The sequence below is a fragment of the Variovorax sp. AC194 genome, from assembly GCF_979257995.1.
The window spans coordinates 4,217,168-4,235,966 of sequence record NZ_OZ409823.1 but is presented as its reverse complement, the minus strand read 5'-3'; the positions used below and the strand labels follow the sequence as shown (position 1 = coordinate 4,235,966).

The 18,799-nt window shown below is 67.2% G+C and carries 15 protein-coding genes; 8 read left to right on the top strand and 7 right to left on the bottom strand.

Features of this window, described 5'->3' with window-relative positions:
• Positions 1 to 24: 24 nt before the first annotated feature.
• Positions 25 to 1,014, top strand: a complete 990-nt coding sequence (locus ACZYRS_RS20160) for an acetamidase/formamidase family protein (protein WP_463420671.1) — start codon at positions 25 to 27, stop codon at positions 1,012 to 1,014.
• A 13-nt stretch (positions 1,015 to 1,027) separates the two neighbouring features.
• Here ACZYRS_RS20160 and moeA read toward each other — a convergent pair whose 3' ends face one another.
• The 5 genes from moeA to ACZYRS_RS20135 form a co-directional block, all read right to left on the bottom strand.
• A complete protein-coding gene (gene moeA, locus ACZYRS_RS20155) occupies positions 1,028 to 2,344 on the bottom strand; it encodes a molybdopterin molybdotransferase MoeA (protein WP_463420670.1) in 1,317 nt (438 codons plus the stop codon).
• 14 nt (positions 2,345 to 2,358) lie between these two features.
• Positions 2,359 to 2,997, bottom strand: coding sequence for a molybdenum cofactor guanylyltransferase MobA (gene mobA / locus ACZYRS_RS20150; protein ID WP_463420669.1), 639 nt, complete (start codon positions 2,995 to 2,997; stop codon positions 2,359 to 2,361).
• 14 nt (positions 2,998 to 3,011) lie between these two features.
• Complete coding sequence (gene moaA, locus ACZYRS_RS20145; RefSeq protein ID WP_463420668.1) at positions 3,012 to 4,172, bottom strand: GTP 3',8-cyclase MoaA; 1,161 nt, start codon at positions 4,170 to 4,172, stop codon at positions 3,012 to 3,014.
• A 56-nt stretch (positions 4,173 to 4,228) separates the two neighbouring features.
• Positions 4,229 to 5,512, bottom strand: coding sequence for a serine hydrolase domain-containing protein (locus tag ACZYRS_RS20140; RefSeq protein WP_463420667.1), 1,284 nt, complete (start codon positions 5,510 to 5,512; stop codon positions 4,229 to 4,231).
• 78 nt (positions 5,513 to 5,590) lie between these two features.
• Positions 5,591 to 6,292: a hypothetical protein gene (locus tag ACZYRS_RS20135; protein ID WP_463420666.1), complete on the bottom strand. Its 702-nt coding sequence runs from the start codon at positions 6,290 to 6,292 to the stop codon at positions 5,591 to 5,593.
• Positions 6,293 to 6,589: 297 nt separating this feature from the next.
• Here ACZYRS_RS20135 and ACZYRS_RS20130 point away from each other — a divergent pair, with 297 nt between their 5' ends.
• Positions 6,590 to 7,483, top strand: a complete 894-nt coding sequence (locus ACZYRS_RS20130; protein ID WP_463422514.1) for a ZIP family metal transporter — start codon at positions 6,590 to 6,592, stop codon at positions 7,481 to 7,483.
• A 115-nt stretch (positions 7,484 to 7,598) separates the two neighbouring features.
• Here the strand turns inward: ACZYRS_RS20130 and ACZYRS_RS20125 are convergent, their stop codons facing one another.
• A complete protein-coding gene (locus ACZYRS_RS20125; protein ID WP_463420665.1) occupies positions 7,599 to 9,032 on the bottom strand; it encodes an aldehyde dehydrogenase family protein in 1,434 nt (477 codons plus the stop codon).
• Between the two features lie 311 nt (positions 9,033 to 9,343).
• Here ACZYRS_RS20125 and ACZYRS_RS20120 point away from each other — a divergent pair, with 311 nt between their 5' ends.
• The 3 genes from ACZYRS_RS20120 to ACZYRS_RS20110 all read left to right on the top strand — a co-directional run bounded on the left by ACZYRS_RS20120 (position 9,344) and on the right by ACZYRS_RS20110 (position 14,789).
• Positions 9,344 to 10,858 carry a DUF4214 domain-containing protein gene (locus tag ACZYRS_RS20120; RefSeq protein ID WP_463420664.1) on the top strand — a complete coding sequence of 505 codons (1,515 nt, stop codon included), beginning with the start codon at positions 9,344 to 9,346 and terminating at the stop codon, positions 10,856 to 10,858.
• Positions 10,859 to 10,938: 80 nt separating this feature from the next.
• Positions 10,939 to 13,362, top strand: a complete 2,424-nt coding sequence (locus tag ACZYRS_RS20115; protein ID WP_463420663.1) for a peptidase domain-containing ABC transporter — start codon at positions 10,939 to 10,941, stop codon at positions 13,360 to 13,362.
• Positions 13,359 to 14,789 carry an HlyD family type I secretion periplasmic adaptor subunit gene (locus ACZYRS_RS20110; RefSeq protein ID WP_463420662.1) on the top strand — a complete coding sequence of 477 codons (1,431 nt, stop codon included), beginning with the start codon at positions 13,359 to 13,361 and terminating at the stop codon, positions 14,787 to 14,789. Before ACZYRS_RS20115 ends, ACZYRS_RS20110 begins: the two co-directional genes overlap by 4 nt.
• Before the next feature lie 15 nt (positions 14,790 to 14,804).
• On the opposite strand, the gene ACZYRS_RS20105 is transcribed toward ACZYRS_RS20110, so the two are convergent.
• Positions 14,805 to 15,377: a peroxiredoxin gene (locus ACZYRS_RS20105; protein ID WP_198784295.1), complete on the bottom strand. Its 573-nt coding sequence runs from the start codon at positions 15,375 to 15,377 to the stop codon at positions 14,805 to 14,807.
• A gap of 130 nt (positions 15,378 to 15,507) precedes the next feature.
• On the opposite strand from ACZYRS_RS20105, the gene ACZYRS_RS20100 reads away from it, so the two are divergent.
• The 3 genes from ACZYRS_RS20100 to ACZYRS_RS20090 are packed head-to-tail and all read left to right on the top strand — an operon-like array spanning position 15,508 to position 18,796.
• Positions 15,508 to 17,082 (top strand): phospholipase D-like domain-containing protein, encoded by a 1,575-nt coding sequence (locus ACZYRS_RS20100; protein WP_463420661.1) that lies wholly within the window; start codon positions 15,508 to 15,510, stop codon positions 17,080 to 17,082.
• 9 nt (positions 17,083 to 17,091) lie between these two features.
• Positions 17,092 to 17,874 carry a sterol desaturase family protein gene (locus ACZYRS_RS20095; RefSeq protein WP_463420660.1) on the top strand — a complete coding sequence of 261 codons (783 nt, stop codon included), beginning with the start codon at positions 17,092 to 17,094 and terminating at the stop codon, positions 17,872 to 17,874.
• Positions 17,858 to 18,796 carry a fatty acid desaturase gene (locus ACZYRS_RS20090; RefSeq protein ID WP_463420659.1) on the top strand — a complete coding sequence of 313 codons (939 nt, stop codon included), beginning with the start codon at positions 17,858 to 17,860 and terminating at the stop codon, positions 18,794 to 18,796. Before ACZYRS_RS20095 ends, ACZYRS_RS20090 begins: the two co-directional genes overlap by 17 nt.
• The last annotated feature ends 3 nt before the right edge of the window (positions 18,797 to 18,799 follow it).

Sequence of the window (18,799 nt, the reverse complement as noted above, 5' to 3'; positions counted from 1 at the left end):
AAAACCCCTCAAGGAGAACAACGGATGAACTGGCTCGACCAATCGATCATGCACACGCGGGGCCTGGGCCGTGGGCGCAGCGTGGACACGCACGAACTCACCGAAGCCAAGCAAGGCAAGTTTCACTTCACCATCGGCCCCTACACCGAGCCCGTGATGACGGTGAAGCCCGGCGACCGCATCGTGGTGGAGACGCGCGACGCGTTCGACGGCAAGGTCAAGACCGAGCAGGACCTGCCCTCGAAGGTGCTGACCATGCCCTTCGTGAACCCGCAGAACGGGCCGATCATGATCGAGGGCGCCGAGCCCGGCGACACGATCGCGGTGCACATCGAATCGATGGCGCCGCGCGGGCCCAATCCGCGCGGCACCTGCTGCATGATCCCGGACTTCGGCGCGTTGAGCGGCACGGCCTTCACCGCGCTGCTGAACCAGCCGCTGCCCGAGACGGTGCGCAAGATCGACGTGGACGAAGAGGGCGTCTACTGGAGCAAGCGCGTCACCTTGCCCTACAGGCCGCACATCGGCACGCTGAGCTGTTCGCCTGAGATCGACTCGATCAACAGCCTCACGCCCGACCAGCACGGCGGCAACATGGACCTGCCCGACATGGGGCCCGGCAGCATCACCTACCTGCCGGTGCGCACGGCCGGCGGGCGCCTCTTCATCGGCGATGCGCACGCCTGCCAGGGCGATGGCGAGGTGTGCGGCACGGCGGTGGAATACCCGAGCCTCACGACCATCCGCGTCGATCTCATCAAGGGCTGGAAGCTCGAATGGCCGCGGCTGGAAACCGCGGAGATGATCATGGCGATCGGCAGCGCGCGGCCGTTGGAGGACGCGACCCGCATCGCCTACAAGGAACTCATCCTCTGGATGGAGGCGGAGTACGGCTACGACCGCTGGGACGCCTACATGATGCTGAGCCAGTGCGGCAAGGTGCGGCTCGGCAATTTCGTGGACCCGAAGTACACGGTGGGCGCGGGCATCTCCAAGCAGTACCTGGCGCCCTGAATGCCCTGAGCCGCTAGATCGCGCCGTCGAACAGCATCACGTCGACCTCTTCGCCGGCGGCGACGTGGGCCTGGTCGTGGTGAAGCACCACGAGGCCGTTGGCCTCGACCATCGAGCTCAGCACGCCCGAGCCCTGGTTGCCCGCCACGCAGACTTCGGGCAATGACCCCGGCACGGCCTTCACGAACCCGCGCTGGTATTCGGTGCGGCCGGGCTTCTTGCGGATCGGGCCCGCGCTGCGTGCGCGCAGCAGCGGAGGCGGCGCGGAAGCGGCGTCGTGGCAACCCATCATGCGCAGCAGCGCGGGCCGCACGAACGCGAGGAAAGTGACCATCACGGCCACCGGATTGCCGGGCAGGCCGAACAGCACGGCGGGGCTCGTGGCTTCGCCGCCGTCGCGTGGAATCAGGCCCACGGCCAGCGGCCGGCCGGGGCGCATCGCGACGTGCCAGAAAGCCATCTCGCCGACCTGCTGCATCACCTCGCGCGTGTGGTCGGCCGCGCCCACGCTCACGCCGCCGCTGGTGACGATGGCATCGGCTTCGCGCGTGGCGCGCTGCAGCGTCGCGGCCAGCGTGGCGGGGTCGTCGTGCACGAGGCCCAGGTCGATCACCTCGCAGCCCAGGCGTGTGAGCAGGCCGAAGACGGTGTAGCGGTTGCTGTCGTACACCGCGCCTTCGCGCGGCGGCTCGCCGATGCAGAGGATCTCGTCGCCGGTCGAGAAGTACGCGACGCGCAACTTGCGAAGCGCCGGCACGCCCGGCAGCCCGAGGCTCGCGACCATGCCGAGCGCGGCCGGCGAGAGCCGCTCGCCGCGCCTGAGCGCCGGCTGGCCCTTCATCAGATCTTCGCCCGCGAAGCGGCGGTTGTCGCCACGGCGCAGCACCCGGTCGGGAAAGCGCACGACGTCGCCCTCGACCTGGCAGAACTCCTGCGGGATCACGGTATCGAGGCCGGCCGGCATCATCGCGCCGGTCATGATGCGCACCGCATCGCCCGGGGCCAGCGCGCCGCGCCAGGCCGCGCCCGCGAGCGCGGTGCCCACCACGCGCAGCTGGATGGAATGGTCGGCGGGCGCGTCGGTCGGGAGGATCGCGCCATCGAACGCGTAGCCGTCCATCGCCGAGTTGTCGTGCGGCGGCACGCTCACGGGCGAGACGATGTCTTCGGCCAGCACGCGGCCGAGCGCTTCGCGCAGCGGCACGTTCTCGCGCTCGGTGATGACCAGCGGCGCGACCAGCCGGGCCAAAAAAGCCTGGACGGCATCGACGCTCAGCGCGTCGGTGTCATGGCCCGGGAGGGCGGCGGCGATGTCGGCGAGGCTGCTCATCGGGCTCATCGGGCTCATCGGTTTTGGAGTGCTTGCAATTCGGCGAGCGTGTTGGCGTTGAAGAAGGCGTCGGGCGCGTCGCCGGGCCGGTCGAAGGGGACAAGCACGGTGCGATGCTGCGCGGTCCATGCCTGCACCTTGCGGCCGCCGGCTTCGGTGAAGTGCCGCAGGCTTTCGTGCAGGTTCGTGCGCATCAGGCAGAACACGGGTTGAGGGCGCAGCGTGGGCCCGGCATCGCCTTCGGAATCGGGCGCGCTCACCATGGCGATGTCCGCGTCGTCGGCGGCCAGTGCTTCGGACAGGCGCGCCGCGAGGTCGTGCGGGAACAGCGGCGTGTCGCAAGGCACGGTGAGCAGGAAGGGCGTGGCGCAGTGCGCCATCCCCGTGAGGAAACCTGCGAGGGGCCCCGGGTAGTCCGCGAGGCTGTCGGCCAGCACGGGAACGCCGAACGCTTCGTAGGCCGCGCGATTCCGGTTGGCGTTGACCATCACCTGGCCGACCTGCGCGCCGAGCCGGCGCACCGCGTGCAGGGCGAGCGGCTCGCCGTTGAAGTTCTGCAGGCCCTTGTCGACGCCGCCCATCCGGATGCCGCGTCCGCCGGCCAGCAGCAGGCCCGTGATGCCGGCGGGCGCGATGGCGGGGTGCGCGGGCATGGCGGCAGCCCGCGTCATCCGCCGATGTAGCTCATCTCGACGCGGCGCGGCGCCTTGTCGTTGGCGTCGCCGCGATCGGCGGCGTGGTCGGGGCCGCGGAGAGCCCGCAGTTCGGAGTAGCGGTCGGCCCGGCCCTGCCAGATGTGGCCGATGGCCGAGGAAATGTCGTCGTCGCTGGCCGCACCGCGCAGCAGCGGGCGCAGGTCGTGGCCGGCGCTCGCGAAGAGGCAGAGGTACAGCTTGCCTTCGGTCGACAGGCGCGCGCGGCTGCAGTCGTGGCAGAAGGCCTGCGTCACGCTGCTGATCACGCCGACTTCGCCGCCGCCGTCGGCATAGGCCCAGCGCTGGGCGGTTTCGCCGGGGGTGGTGGCTTCGAGCGGCACCAGCGGAAACTCTTCGGCGATGCGCGCGATGACGTCGGCCGAGGGCAGCACCTCGTCCATGCGCCAGCCGTTGGTGGCGCCCACGTCCATGTATTCGATGAAGCGCAGCACCACGTTGCCGCCATGGTGCTCGCGGAAGTAGCGCGCCATCGGCAGGATCTCCTGCTCGTTGGTGCCGCGCTTGACCACCATGTTGACCTTGATGGGGCCCAGGCCCGCGGCCTGCGCCGCGTCGATGCCGGCCAGCACGTCGGCGACCGGGAAATCGACGTCGTTCATGTGGCGGAACACCGCGTCGTCCAGGCTGTCCAGGCTCACCGTCACGCGCTGCAGGCCGGCGGCCTTGAGCGCGGCGGCCTTGCGCGCGAGCAGCGAGCCGTTGGTGGTGAGCGTGAGGGCCAGCGGCTGGCCGTCGGGCGTGCGGATGTCGGCGAGCTGCTCGATCAGCCCCTCGATGTTCTTGCGCAGCAGCGGCTCGCCGCCGGTGAGCCGGACCTTGCGCACGCCGTGCGCGGCAAAGAGGCGCGCGAGGCGCGTCATTTCCTCGAAGCTCAGGAGCGCGCTGTGCGGCAGGTACTTGTAGTCCTTGTCGAACACGTCCTTGGGCATGCAGTAGCTGCAGCGGAAGTTGCAGCGGTCGGTCACGCTGATGCGCAGGTCCGTGAGCGGGCGGCCCAGACGGTCTTGCAGCAGGCCCGTGGCGGGCACGGCGATGTCCGGCACGGCCACGGCGGGTGGCGTGCGGCCGATCTGGGAGATCGGGATGACGGTGCTGCTGCTGCTGTTCTTCATGGCGTGGTGGGAAGGCCCGATTTTGCGCCAGGCCTCAAGGACCTGTCCGGTGCAGGCTACTTGATCACGGCCGCATAAATCATGTCCCGGGTCAAGGATCTGTAATGTGTCCGGTATTTCGGCGACTGCAGCATCAGCACCACGAACATCTCGTTCTTCGGGTCCACCCACATGTAGGTGCCGCCCGCGCCGCCCCAGTTGTATTCGCCGCCGGCCGCGGGGTAGGGCGCCTCGCCGTCGTTGCGGCGCACCGCGAAACCCAGGCCGAATCCGTAGCCCGGGCCCGGCAGGTAGAGCGGGCCGGGCACGATGCCGGCGCCGGCGTTGGAATGGTCGGCGGTCATCAGCGCGATGGTGCGCGGGCCCAGGTACCGCTTGCCGTCGAGCGAGCCGCCGTTCAGCAGCATCTGCAGGAAGCGCGCGTAGTCGCCGGCCGTGGACATCAGGCCGCCGCCGCCCGATTCGAGCTTGCGCACGATGCGCGGATCGTTCAGGTCGGCGCCCACGCCGAAGCTGCGGTCGGTGGGGAGCGGCTCGGCGATGCGCGGCTGGCGCGCCGGCTCGGGCACGTAGTAGGTGGTGTCCTTCATGCCCAGCGGATCGAAGAGGCGCGCCTTCTCGAACTGGTAGAGCGACTGGCCCGAGACCACCTCGATCACGCGGCCCAGGATGTCGGTCGACTGGCTGTAGTCCCAGGTGGTGCCCGGCTGGTAGGCCAGCGGCAGCTTGGCCAGGCGCTGCGAGAACTCGGCGTTGGTCGGGTCGTTGGCGCCCAGGCCCGCCGCGTTGTAGGCCTGCTTGACCAGGCCCGGCCCGAAGAAGCCGTAGGTCAGGCCCGAGGTGTGGCGCATCAGGTCCTGCACGGTGATCGGGCGGCGCGCGGGCACGGTCTCCAGCACCGGCTTGCCGTCGGCGCCGGGCTTCTCGACGCCCACGGTCATGGTGGCGTATTCGGGCAGGTAGGTCGAAATCGGGTCGTCCAGCTTCAGGCGGCCGTCTTCGACCAGCATCATCGCGGCCACCGTGGTGATGGGCTTGCTCATCGAATAGATGCGGAAGATGCCGTCGCGCTGCATCGGCGTGCCGGCCGCGGGGTCGAGCTTGCCGACCGGCTCGAACCACGCCACCTTGCCTTGCCGCGCCACCAGCAGCACCGCGCCCGGGATCTTGCCGCTGGCGACGTCGGCCTTGAGCACGTCGGTGAGCATCTGCAGGCGCTCGGTCGAGAGCCCGACCCGCTCCGGGGTGGCGGTCGGCAGCGATTGCGCCGCGGCCAGCAGCGGTGCGGCCAGGCTCAGGCCGAGCACGGCCGTGCGCAGGGTGCGCTGGAAGAACTTCATGGTGTTGTCTCCGTCCTGTCGTTGATGGAAAGTCGGCATGACGGTCTTGGCGCCGCCTGGTGTTTCAGTGTGCGGGGGCTACCCCTTGCAGAGCTTCAGGTTCGTGCGGGCCGCGCGGGCCACCGGCAAGATGTCCTCGGCGTCCGCCGGCGGGTAGGAGTCCTTCACGCCCTGGTCGGTCTTCGCGGCATCTTCGGCCAGCGGCTCCAGGGTCTTGAGGCACCCTGCGCGGTCGCCGAGCCTGAACTGCGTGATCGCCAGGTCGTTGCGCACGCGGCCCGTGGTGATCCAGTCGAGCGTCCTGCTGCATTCGCCGAGCACGGGGGCGAGGGTGGCCTGGGCGGCGGCGAAATCCTTGGCGTCGTACTGGCGCTTGAAGGTCTTGCGCGAGGCGGCCACGGCCTTGTCGGTGCAGGCGGGGCTGGGCTTGAGGTAGGTGCCTTCGAAGGAGGCGCGCGCGCCGCAGCTCTGGCGGCAGTCGTCCGAGCCGTTGGAACTGACCTCGACCGCGCCGCCTTTGAGGGTGAAATTCACCACGCAGCCGGTGTCGTCGATCTTGGACTTGCCGCGGACGATGGTGCCGTCCAGCGAGCAGAGATGGGCATTGGCGCCGACGGTGGTGATGTCGAAATGCCCGTTGGACTTGACGCGCAGCGAACCGGCGCCGCCCTCGTAGATGTAGTCGCCGGCCGGCGGAGTGGCGACCTGGGCGCCGGCGATGCCCGCGCCGAACAGCAGCAGGAAGGTCGGCACGAGGGTCAGGATGCGGTGCAATTTCATCGGTGCAAAGCCTTTCAGGGGGACGCGGGGCAGTGTATCGGGCCGTTTCGTCGTGTGACCGGATCTGGCCGGTTTTCGCCATCTCCAGGAGCGATGTCTTGACGTAGCCAATGAGAATTACTATCATCTGTACGCCTGAGTACGCAGCACGTCGACGACGCAAAGGGCCCTTCAACCAAGGAGCTTTCGATCGTGCCGTACACCCCGCCTGCCTCGCCCGGTGCCATCGATGCGCGCCATCCGGCCTCCCGCAAGCCCGCCGATCTGCACGATGTGGCTGGTCCGCAAGGCACGGCCGTGACCGCGCGCGCAAGGCCCGCACGCGCGCTTCGCGAATGGATCGGCCTGGCGATCGTCGCGGCCGGCGCGCTGGCGCTGGCCTCGCAGTTCTGGCAGTTCGTGCGGACCGACCCGGTGGTGTGGAACGCCTTGCTCGGCGGCTCGGTCGCCGCACTGGCGACGGCGCTGGGCACGCTTCCGGTGGTGTTCTCGCAGAAGCTGCCCGAGCGGCTGCAGGACACGCTCTTCGGCTTCGGCGCGGGCGTGATGCTGGCGGCCTGCGCCTTCTCGCTGATCATTCCCGGCTTGGATGCGGCCAGGAACATCGGCGTCTTCGGCGGCGGCAGTTGGGCGGCGGGCGGCGTGATCGGCGCCGCCATCCTGCTGGGCGGCATCGTGCTCATGGTGATGGACCGGGTGCTGCCGCACGAGCATTTCATCAAGGGGCGCGAAGGGCAGTCGGCGAAACAACTGCGGCGCACGTGGCTCTTCGTGTTCGCGATCGCGCTGCACAACGTGCCCGAAGGCCTGGCGATCGGTGTGGGGTATGCGGGCAACAACGGTCTGCGCGCCGATGCGCTGGCCACGGGCATCGCGATCCAGGACGTGCCCGAAGGGCTGGTCGTGGCGGTGGCGTTGCTCGCGGCTGGCTACAAGCGCTGGTTCGCAGTGGCGATCGGCATGGCCTCTGGGCTGGTCGAGCCGCTGGGCGCGGTGCTGGGTGCTGCAGTCGTCGGCCACTCGGCGCTGTTGCTTCCGTGGGGCCTCGGCTTCGCGGCTGGCGCGATGCTGTTCGTCATCAGCCACGAGATCATTCCCGAGTCGCACCGCAAGGGGCACGAAGCCTTTGCGACCAGCGGGCTGATGCTCGGCTTCGTGCTGATGATGCTGCTGGACACCGCGCTGGGGTAGGCATCCCATCCGCAGGACACCGCGGAACCGGCTTTGCCGGGCCGCAGGTGTCGCCCCCGGCGAGGGGGTTGGCGAAGCGACACGAAGTGCGCCTAGCCTGGGGGAGCGCCAGGTTCTAGCCGTGCTTGACGGCGACGGTCTTCAGCGTCGTGAAGCCGTAGAGCGCCTCGAAGCCCTTTTCGCGGCCGTAGCCCGAGGACTTCACGCCGCCGAAGGGCAGTTCGACACCGCCGCCCGCGCCATAGTTGTTGATGAACACCTGCCCGCTGCGCACGCGCCGGGCCATGCGGAACTGGCGCGAACCGTCGGCCGTCCACACCCCGGCGACGAGGCCGAACTGCGTGGCGTTGGCGAGCGCCACCGCTTCGTCTTCGTCGGCGAACTGCATCGCGGCGAGCACCGGGCCGAACACTTCTTCCTGCGCAAGCCGGTGGCCGACCGGCACGTCGCGCAGCAGCGTGGGCGCCTGGTAGAAGCCGGTCTCGGGCGCTTCCTCGACGACGATGCCCTGCGCCACCATCGGGATGCCGGCGTGCTGGGCGTCGCTCAGGAAATCCCACACGCGCTGCTGCTGCGTCTGGCGGATCAGCGGGCCGACGTCCAGGTCCATGGCCGCCGGGCCGACGCGCAGGGCTTCGAAGGCATGGCCCAGGCGCTCGAGCAGCGGTTCGTAGATGCTGCGCTGGATCAGTACGCGCGAGCCGGCCGAGCAGGTCTGTCCGGCGTTCTGCACGATCGCGTTGATGACCACCGGAATGGCCGCATCGAGGTCGGCGTCCGCGAAGATGATCTGCGGGCTCTTGCCACCCAGCTCGAGCGTGACCGGGCAGTGCCGCTCGGCCGCCACCTGCTGGATCAGCGTGCCGATCTTGGGGCTGCCCGTGAAGCTGATGTGGTCGATGCCTTCGTGCCGCGCGAGCGCGTCGCCCACTTCGTGGCCGTAGCCCGTCACGATGTTGAGCGCGCCCGCTGGAAAGCCGACCTCGGCCGCCAACTGCGCCACGCGGATCAGCGAAAGGCACGCGTCCTCGGCCGGCTTCACCACGCACACGTTGCCCGCCGCGAGCGCGCCGCCCACGCTGCGCCCGAAGATCTGCATCGGGTAGTTCCACGGAATGATGTGCCCGGTGACGCCGTGCGGTTCGCGCCAGGTGAAGACGCTGTAGCCGTCCTGGTAGGGGATGGTCTCGCCGTGCAGCTTGTCGCAGGCGCCGGCGTAGAACTCGAAGTAGCGCACCAGCGCCACCGCATCGGCGCGCGCCTGCTTCACGGGCTTGCCGCAGTCGCGCTGCTCGATCAGCGCGAGCTCGTCGACGTGCTCGGCGATCTTCAGCGAGAGCTTGTAGAGCAGGCGGCTGCGGTCGGCCGCGCTGACCTTGTGCCACACGCCCTCGAAGCAGTCGCGCGCGGCGCGCACGGCGGTGTCGATGTCTGCGGCGTTGCTGCGCTGGATGTCGTCGAAGGGCTGGCCGTCGGACGGGTCGGTGACGGGGAGGGTGCGGCCGGAGGCGGACGGGACGTCGGCGTTGGCGATGTAGTTGAGCTGCATGGGGCGGGATTTTGCGCGAACGCGAAAAAAGCCTTGGTGGGCTGCGTTCTATTCCTGCAGCCTGCGCGCCGAACGCACTGGCAAATCTACTTAATAGTTAAGTACTATGTAATCGAATGTCTTTGTAAAAAGTCCGCGCTCCGTGGAAAAAGCACGTGACCGTGCGCATATTCACAGACGAAACGAGGGATACAAGCGGATACGATATCGACAGGTCGGGGCGGAAACGACCGTGACTTGGATGGGCTGCATCGGCGTGAGGAGCGATGCAGATGTGGAGAAGTCTTATTTAAAAAACGAAGGAACGTACTGTGGCGATCATCGACGGCACTCCCGGAAACGATACTTTGGTTGGAACCACCGGTTCGGACATCATTCACGGCGGTGCCGGGAACGATCTGATCGACGGCGGCGCAGGCAACGATTTCATCTACAGCGATGCAGGGGACGACGACATCTGGGGTGGCCAGGGCAACGACACCATCACCGGCAACAACACCGGTGCAGTCATCGTTCACTACAACGACGGCCCTGCGGGCGTCAACGTCGATCTGCGGTCGGGCACCGCGACGGACGGCTGGGGCAATCGCGACACGCTCTCGCAGATCTACGCAGTCGTCGGTTCGGACTTCAACGACACCCTGACTGCCTTGGGTGCCACCAGTTCTGTCTACCTCAACGGTGGTGCCGGCGATGACAAGATCACCGGCGGCTGGGGCAATGATGGCCTCGTCGGCGGTGCTGGCAACGACGTCATCGACGGTGGCGACGGCATCTTCGGCACGGCGAACACGGCCTATGGTGCTGTGTACCGCCTGTACCAGGCAACCGTTGCCAGAGAGCCGGACGTGGACGGCCTCGAAGCTTGGGCCGGGGCCCTCAAGAATGGCACGCCTCTGAAAACCGTTGCGGCAGGATTCGTTGGATCGGCGGAATTTCAGAATGTGTACGGTTCCCTGAACAACACCCAGTTCGTGACGTTGCTGTACCAGAACGTGCTGGACCGCGCACCCGACAACGCAGGACTTTCGGTTTGGGTTCAGGCGTTGAATGCCGGGTTGTCTCGCGCGGAGGTCGTGGTCGGCTTCTCGGATTCGGCGGAGTTCAGGACCAGCACGTCGGTCGATGTCGACGCCTTCATGACTTCGAATTTCAGCGGAGAGCACCAGGGCGCTGTCTATCGCCTCTACCAAGCGACTTTGGGCCGGGAGCCCGATGGCGGCGGGCTGGTCAGCTGGGTCAATGCCTTGGACAACGCAACCCAAACCATTCAGGCCGTTGCGCAAGGTTTCGTGGGATCGGCCGAGTTCCAGAATACCTATGGGACGCTGAACAACAGTCAGTTCGTCTCGCTGCTCTATCACAACGTGCTGGGCAGGGATGCCGATTCGGATGGGCTGTTTGCGTGGGTCAATGCGCTCGATCATGGAACGAGTCGCGCCACCGTGGTGCTCGGTTTCTCCAACTCCGCGGAGTTCCGGATCAATACCGCGCCGGAGCAGGCGACCTACATGGCCTCGACCTTCGGAAGCTGGAGCGATGCCTTGAATGGCGGCGCCGGAAACAACACGCTGATCGGCGGTCGCGGTGCGGACGTTTTCATCTTCAACTCCAGCACCGACGCAAGCAACAACCAGGTCTACGGACTTGAGGGCGTCGATCAGCTGCGCTTCACCGGCTTCGGCTACGGCGGCACGGCCGACGTCCTGAGCCACATGACGCAGAACGGTCAGAACGTAGTGTTCACCGATGGCAACCAGAGCATCACGTTCCACCACGCAACGCTGGCCCAGCTTTCGCAGGCCAACATCCAACTGACAGCGTGACGTAGCCAACGCGTCGTTCTTGCAATGCCTGCGCAGCAGAGCGACGCGGCGCCCCGATTGAGAAAAGAGCTTGGACTGCTTTGGACCAGAAGGCCATGGAAGAGGGGGGCGCAAGCCAGCCGCAGCAGGCCTTGAATAGTCCTGGCGGCCCCGGCACGTCGGCTGAGTCAGGGGGTGCCTCTTTTCCAGCGCTGCAGGGCCTCTCGGCCTTGCAGCCCATCGTTGCATTCTTCTCCCTGGAGATGAGCGTCCAGGCGTTGGGCCAAGCGATGGGCTGGCGTCCTGAAACCCTCATCGGCGTGCAGGAGCTGCAGCATGCGGCGCAGCACCTGGGGCTCGTGTCGAAGCCTCAGCAGGTGCGGGAACGCCCCTCACGCAAATGGCCGTTCCTCAAGCAACGCGGCGGGGCGCGGTCGCTCCCCATTCCATGCGTGATCGTCAGTGGCGACGGCAATGTGGTCACCGTGGTGGCGCGACGCGAGACGCGCGGTGCCGCCCTGGGGCCGCGCCCCGGTGCCGCCAGCGAATCCGGCGCTGCCGATCCGAAGCTGCCGTCGGAAGAACTTCTCCTCTGGACACCCCGGACCTCGAAATTCACGTGGGTCTCGATGGCGGACCTCGTTCGAAGCCACGGGGAAAATGGCGTGCTCCCCGTCATCCGTTTCCGCCAGCCCCTGCAACTCGGCGCGGCCAGTGGTTCACCCTCCCGGCGCTTCGGTCTCGGGTGGTTCGTTCCGGTGCTGTGGCGCTATCGCAAGCCGCTGGGACAGGTGCTGCTCGGCGCGTTCCTGCTCCAGCTGGTCGCGTTGACGACACCCCTGTTCAGCCAGGTCATCATCGACAAGGTCTTGATGCACAAGAGCCTGTCGACCTTGCACGTTCTGGGCATCGGCATGGCGGGCCTGATCGTCTTCGAGGCCGTCACCAACACGCTGCGCGGCTACATGCTCGCCCATACATCGGCGCGCCTCGATGCCGGATTGTCGAGCGACCTCTTTCGCCACGTGCTCAGCCTGCCCATCCGCTATTTCGAACAGCGCCAGGCCGGCGACACGCTGGCCCGCACGCGCGAACTCGAGAACATCCGCAGCTTCTTCACGGGCGGCGCGTTGACGACGTTGGTCGACGGCCTCTTCATCGGCATCTTCATCGCGGTGATGCTGCTCTACAGCATCAAGCTGACCATCGTCACGCTCATCGGCTTGCCGATCCTGGCCCTCGTCACGCTCGTGGCCCAGCCCATTTTCGCAAGGGCGCTGCAGACGAAATTCGACCGCAGCGCGGAGGCCGGCAGCTTCATGGTCGAGAGCATCCAGGGGATCCATACGCTCAAGAGCCTGGCGCTGGCGCCCATGTGGCAGCGTAAGTGGGACCTGCTCGCCGCCCGGCAGGTGGCGGCAGGTTTCGATGTCAGCAAGCTGGGCAACGCGGCGCAAAGCATCTCGCAAGCGGTGCAGCGGATGCTGACGCTGGCGGTGCTCTGGGTCGGCACCACGCTGGTGATGAACAACGACCTCACCGTCGGCGGGCTCATCGCATTCCAGATGCTGGCGGGGCAGGTGCTGCAGCCGGTGTCCCGGCTGGTCGGCCTCTGGCAGAACTTCCAGCAGGTCAAGCTGTCGGTCGACCGCATGGGCGATCTCATGAACGCGCAGCCGGAGCCCACCAACACGGGTGTCCAGGCCATGCCGCCGCTGAAGGGGCGCGTCGAGCTGCAGTCGATTCATTTCCGCTACCAGGCAGAAACGCCGCTCGTGCTGAACGACGTGAGCCTTCTCCTGGAGCCGGGCGAAGTGGTGGGCATCGTGGGGCGCTCCGGGTGCGGCAAGTCGACGCTCACCAAGCTGATCCAGCGGCTGTACGGCATGGAGGCCGGGCGCGTGCTGGTCGATGGTCACGACATCGCGCATGCCGATCCCCAGCAACTGCGCAGGCAGATCGGCGTCGTGCTGCAAGACAGTTTCCTGTTCAGCGGGACGATCGCGGAAAACATCGCCGTCGCCCATCCGGGGATGTCTTTCGATCGCATCATCTTTGCGGCGCAGCAGGCGGGGGCGCACGAGTTCATCACCGCCTTGCCACAGGGCTACCAGACGCCGGTGGGCGAGCGTGGTGCTCTTCTGTCCGGCGGGCAGCGCCAGCGCATCGCGATCGCCCGCGCACTGACGGGCGACCCGCGCATCCTGATCCTGGACGAAGCCACCAGCGCGCTGGATGTCGAGAGCGAGCAGGCCATCCAGGCCAACATGGCGCAGATCTGCCGCGGCCGCACGGTCATCATGATTGCCCATCGTCTTTCCACGCTGCGTCATTGCAGCCGCATCGTCGTGCTCGACAGCGGCAAGGTGGTCGAGCAGGGCGGATTGCAGGAGCTCATTGCGCAACAGGGTGAGTTCGCCAGGCTCTGGGCCATGCAGCAGCACGAGCCGGGCACCGGTGTTCGAAAGAACCCGACAACGCATCGTGCCGAGCGGCGTGGCAACCCCGCGGAGACCGAGGCATGAACATCGTGCTGTCTCCCAAGGAGCGGGCGTTCCATAGCCCGGCGCTCGCCATCGAGGAGACGCCTCCCGCACCCTTTGCCAGCGGCCTGATGTGGGCGCTGGCGGTGCTGCTGCTCGGCGCCATCACCTGGGCATGCATCGGCGAAATCGAGATCGTGGCGACGGCGCCCGGCCGGCTGATTCCCGATGGGCGGGTGAAGGTCCTGCAGACGATCGAGCCAGCGCTCGTGCGCGCCATTCACGTGCGCGAAGGCCAGCGCGTCAAGGAGGGCGACCTCCTGATCGAGCTCGATCCGACGTTGTCACAGGCTGACCTGTCCAGCAGCCAGCAGCGGCTGCAGCAGAACCAGCAGCAGATGGCGCGGCTCATGGTGGAAATGAAGGGGCAGCACCTGCCGATGTCCGCCTCGGGCGCCAATCCCAGCGGGGCGCGAACCACGCCGGCGCTGACCCCTGACCAGATGGCGACAATCCAGGCCCGCGAAGCGGCTTTCGAGGCCAAGCTCGCGGAAGCCAAGGCATCGGTGGATGAAAAGACCAAGGCACTCAAGGCGGCCGAATCGACGCACACGAAGCTGCGCCTGAACCTGGGCCTCGCGACCAAGCGCTATCAGCAGAGCCTGGCGCTGGTCAAGGAGGGCTTCTTCAGCGAAGGCGAGCGCCTCAAGCAGGAGCAGGAAGTGGTCGGCCTGGAACACGACCTGGCGGCGCAGAGCCAGACACTGGCCCAGCTTGCCGCGGGGCTTCAGGAGGCGCGCTTCCGGCAGGCCGCCGTAGAGCAGGAGCGCAAGGTGCAGATCCTTGCCGAGGTCGAGCAGGCCAGCCGCGAGGGTGCGAGCCTGCAGGCCGAGTTCGAGAAGGCGCAGCAGCTCAACGGGCTGAAGACCTTGCGCGCGCCAGTTTCGGGCGTGGTCCAGAGCATCGGCGTCACGACGCTGGGGAGCGCGGTGGCAGCCAATCAACCGCTCCTGACGATCGTGCCGGAGAACACGCCGCTGATTGCCGAAGTCTTGCTCAGCAACAACGACATCGGCTACGTCAAGATCGGCCAGCCCGTCGAGGTCAAGCTCGACAGCTTTCCCTTCACGCAGTACGGCGCCGTGGTTGGCACCGTGAAATGGATCAGCGCGGACGCCGAGTTCCAGAACCCGCAGGCGCTCGACAAGCAGACAGGCACGGGGCAGGCCGCCTCGAGCAACCGCAACTTCGACAGCAGCAATTCGGACCAGCGAACGAACGGCCTGGCCTACCGGGTGCAGATCGCCCTTGCCGGGCCTGACGCCAGCATCTGGGTCAAGGGACACGCGCAACCGCTGCAATCGGGCATGAGCCTCCAGGCGGACATTCAGACCGACAGGCGCCGGTTGATCCAGCTGGTGCTGAACCCGCTGGAGAAGGGCTGGAACGAAGGCGTCCGGGTCAGGTAGCGCCTGCCCCTAGGTTCACTTTGCCGCGGTTGCTTTGGGCAACGCCCGCACCGCATTCAACGTGCGCTCCACATGCTTGTCCGGATTCAGGTTCTGGTAGTAGTACGCCACCTTCCCATCCGGCGAGATCACGTACGACAGCCGGTTGGCGAAGTCCGGGCGGGTCTGCATCAGCGCGTCGAAGCCGTTGATGACCGTCTTGGCTTCGTCGGATGCCACCGGGAACCGGCTTTGGCAGGACTTGACCGAGAACTTGGAGAGGGTGTCGATGTCGTCGGCCGAAACGCCGATCACAGTGGCGCCCAATGCCGCGAACTGGTCGACCGCCTCGGCGAAGGCGTGGGCCTCGATCGAGCAATCGTTGGAGTCGGCGGCCGGAAAGAAGTACAACACCACCGGTCCCTTGGCGAGCGCGTCGGCCAGCGAGTAGCGGAAGGTCTTGCCGCCAAGGGCCGCATTGGCGGTGAACTTGGGCGCGGGGTCGCCGATGTCCAGGGCGGCCCAAGCGGGGTGTGCAAGCGCGGAAAGGGCGTAAAGGGCGGCAGGGGCCGTCATCAGCGCGATGCGTGAGAGGATCGGTCGGGCCATGGTGTAACTCCGTGCGGGTGTGACACGAATTCTAGGACGGCGCACCTTTCGCAGGGCAGAACGAAACTGACGCCCTCCGGCCCGCGTATTCATGGCAGCGATTGAAAAACGAACGACGGAAATCATCATCATGAACGGCTGGGACCGACTTCTGCGCATGGCGCTCGCGGGCTTTCTGCTGGCAGTGCTCGCTGCCTGCGGCTCGCTGCCGCCGGCGAAAGATCGGCCCGCCGAGCACGCCGCCTCGGCCGATCCGTCGACCCGGCTTGCGAAGATCGCGGCGGCCTCCACCCCGCCCGGCGAGCATTCGGGCTTCCGGCTGATGCCGCTGGGCGTCTATTCGCTCGATGCGCGCATCCAGCTCGCGCAGCGCGCCCAGCAGTCGCTGGTGGTGCAGTACTACCAGCTGGAGAACGACGCCGTCGGCCGCCTGCTGCTGCGCACGCTGCGCGAAGCCGCGGCACGGGGCGTGAAGGTGCGGGTGCTGGTGGACGACCTCTACACCGTCAAGAGCCAGCAGCTGCTGCTGGCGCTCTCGGAAACGCCCAATGTGCAGGTGCGGCTCTACAACCCGTTCTGCTGCGGGCGCGACGGTTTTCTCTCGCGCTTCGCGGCCTCGCCCTGGGAGATCGTGCGGCTCAACCACCGCATGCACAACAAGCTCTTCATCGCCGACGGCGCGATGGCGGTGGTGGGCGGACGCAACATCGCCGACGAGTATTTCGTGCTGAGCGAGGCGCAGAACTTCATCGACATGGACGCGCTGGTGGTGGGCAAGGTGGTGCCGCAGCTCGAATCCATCTTCGACGCCTACTGGAACAGCGTGCAGGTCTGGCCCATCGCCGACATCGTGAAGGGCGAGGGCGGCCGCATGCCCGGCAGCGCCGAGTTCGACGACTGGATCGGCATGGCCGCGCCGCCACCGAAGATCGTGCTGCCGCCGTCGGACATCCTGGGCTATGGCCCGATCGCCGAGGAGCTCGACGGCGGCCGCATGGGCCTCCTGTGGGGCGAGGCGCGCGCCATCGCCGACCCGCCGACCAAGCCCGCGACCATGACGGCCGACGAGGCCATCGCCACCAGCGTGACGATGAAAGTCTGGGGCCTGCTGATGGACGCCAAGACCGAGGTCGACCTGACCTCGCCCTACCTCGTGCCGGGCGAGCGCGGCATGGCGGCGTTCGACGACCTGGCCAAGCGCAAGGTGAAACTCACACTGCTGACCAACTCGTTGGCCGCCAACGACGAGCCGCTGGTGCACACCGGCTATGCGCGCTACCGTGAGCGGCTGCTGCAAAGCGGCGCCGACCTGTACGAGCTGAGCCCGCAGCGCACCAGCAAGGGCGAGCGCTTCGGCATGTTCGGCAAGTCGCTCGGCCGGCTGCACGCCAAGACCGCTGCCATCGACAAGACGCGCATCTTCATCGGCTCGATGAACCTCGACCCGCGCTCGGCGAGCCAGAACACCGAGATGGGCCTGGTGGTGGACAGCCCGCAGCTGGCGCGCGAGATGCTGCGCATCATCAACATCAGCAAGCTGCAGAACTCCTACCGCCTCAGGCTGGCCAAGGACACCGGCACGCTGCAGTGGCTCACCAGCGATGGCGAGAAGGAGGTGATCCTGACCTCCGAGCCCGAGTCGGGCTTCTTCCAGCGCTTCTACAACATGCTCATCGCACCCATCGTTCCCGAGATGCTGCTGTAGCCTCGGGGGATGGCGCAGACCTTCACTTCACTGCCCGCCCTGCAGGTCATGCTGTGGGGCGTGCTTTTTTTCGGCGGCATCTACCTCGGTTTCGGCGCCATCACCTGGCTGCTGACCAAGCGCGTGCTGCCGGCGCTGCGCATCGGGCGGGTGCTCGATCCGCGGCCGCTGCAGCCGGGGCAGTTGCGGCGGGAGCTGGGGCAGTCGGGCATCTCGGTGTTGATCTTCGGGCTGGGCATGGTGTTTCCGTGGGGCTTGCTCCAGTTGGGCTGGGCGCGACTCGATCCCGATGCGGGCTGGCGGCAGATCGCGCTCGAGATCCTCCTGCTCGCGGTGTGGAACGACGTGCATTTCTGGATCAACCATCGCCTCTTGCACACGCGCCTTTTGCGCCGCTTTCACGGGCCGCACCACCGCTCGTTCGTGACCACGCCGTGGGCCACCTACAGCTTCCACCCGATCGAGGCGCTGATGCTGGGCAACGTGATCCTGTTGCCGATGGTGGTGCACGACTTCAGCTTCTGGTCGCTGGCCGCGGTGCCGGTGTTCAGCCTGTTCTTCAACTGCGTGGGACATTCGAACTACGACTTCTTCACAGGGGTGTCGTACGGCCACTGGTTCGCCGCGAGCCGGCGGCATCACCTGCACCATGCCTGCCACAACGGCAACTACGGCTTCCAGTTCACCTTCATGGACCGGCTGTTCGGCACGCGCATCGCGGCGGACGCGGCCGAGCCGCACTTCCAGGCCTTTCGGGACAAGCAGGCGCGGCAGCATGGCACGCCGGCCTGAGGCGTCGCGCCGCCTGCCGCGCCTGCGGCACCGGCGCGATTGGCAAAGCCTCGCGTACCTCGCAGCGCTGCCGGCATTGGCGGCGTGGCAGTGGGTGAACGGCTTCAACGTGCTGCTCTATGCGCCGATGCTGTTCCTCACACTGGGCATCGGCGTGATTCACCACAACCACGTGCACCTGCGCATGTGGCGCGGGCGGCGCATGAACCGGCTGACCGACTTCTGGATCACGCTGCTGCAGGGCCACCCGACCTTCGTGTTCTGGCCCGCGCATGTGGCCAATCACCATCGCCACCGGCATGGCCCGAAAGATGTCGCGCGCACCTACCGCTTCGGCGGCGACACCAACCATCTGTGGGGCTACCTGCTGCATCCGTTCCAGGCCGTGTGGGTGCTGATGCCGGTGTTCGTCGGTTGGCTCGCGCGGCTGCGGACGTACCGGCGCGGCGCCTGGCGCTACTGCATCGCGCAGTACGCGCTGTGGCTCGCGAGCTGGGCCGTGCTGCTCGCGCTCGACTGGCGCAAGGCGCTGCTCTTCGTGATCGTGCCGCAACTGCATGGCCTGCACTGGCTGCTCGCGACCAACTACCTGCAGCATGCGCACGCCGATGGCCGGAAGCCATCGCGCGAAGGAGCGTTGCGCGATACCCCTGGGGGCAGGCTGAACTACGCACGCAATTTCGAAGGGCTGGTGAACCCGTTGCTGTTCAACATCGGCCTGCACACCGCACACCACGAGAACCCGCATGCCCATTGGTCCGAGCTCACACACCTGCACGCCACGCGCTATCGCGCGCAGGTCGATCCCGTGCTCAACGAGGGCGGGCTGGTTCCCTACATGGTGCGGGTCTTCGTGCTGGGGACCGTGTGGCCGCGTTTTCGCAGCCGCTCGCTGATGCCTCCCGATTCCTCCATTCACTGAACC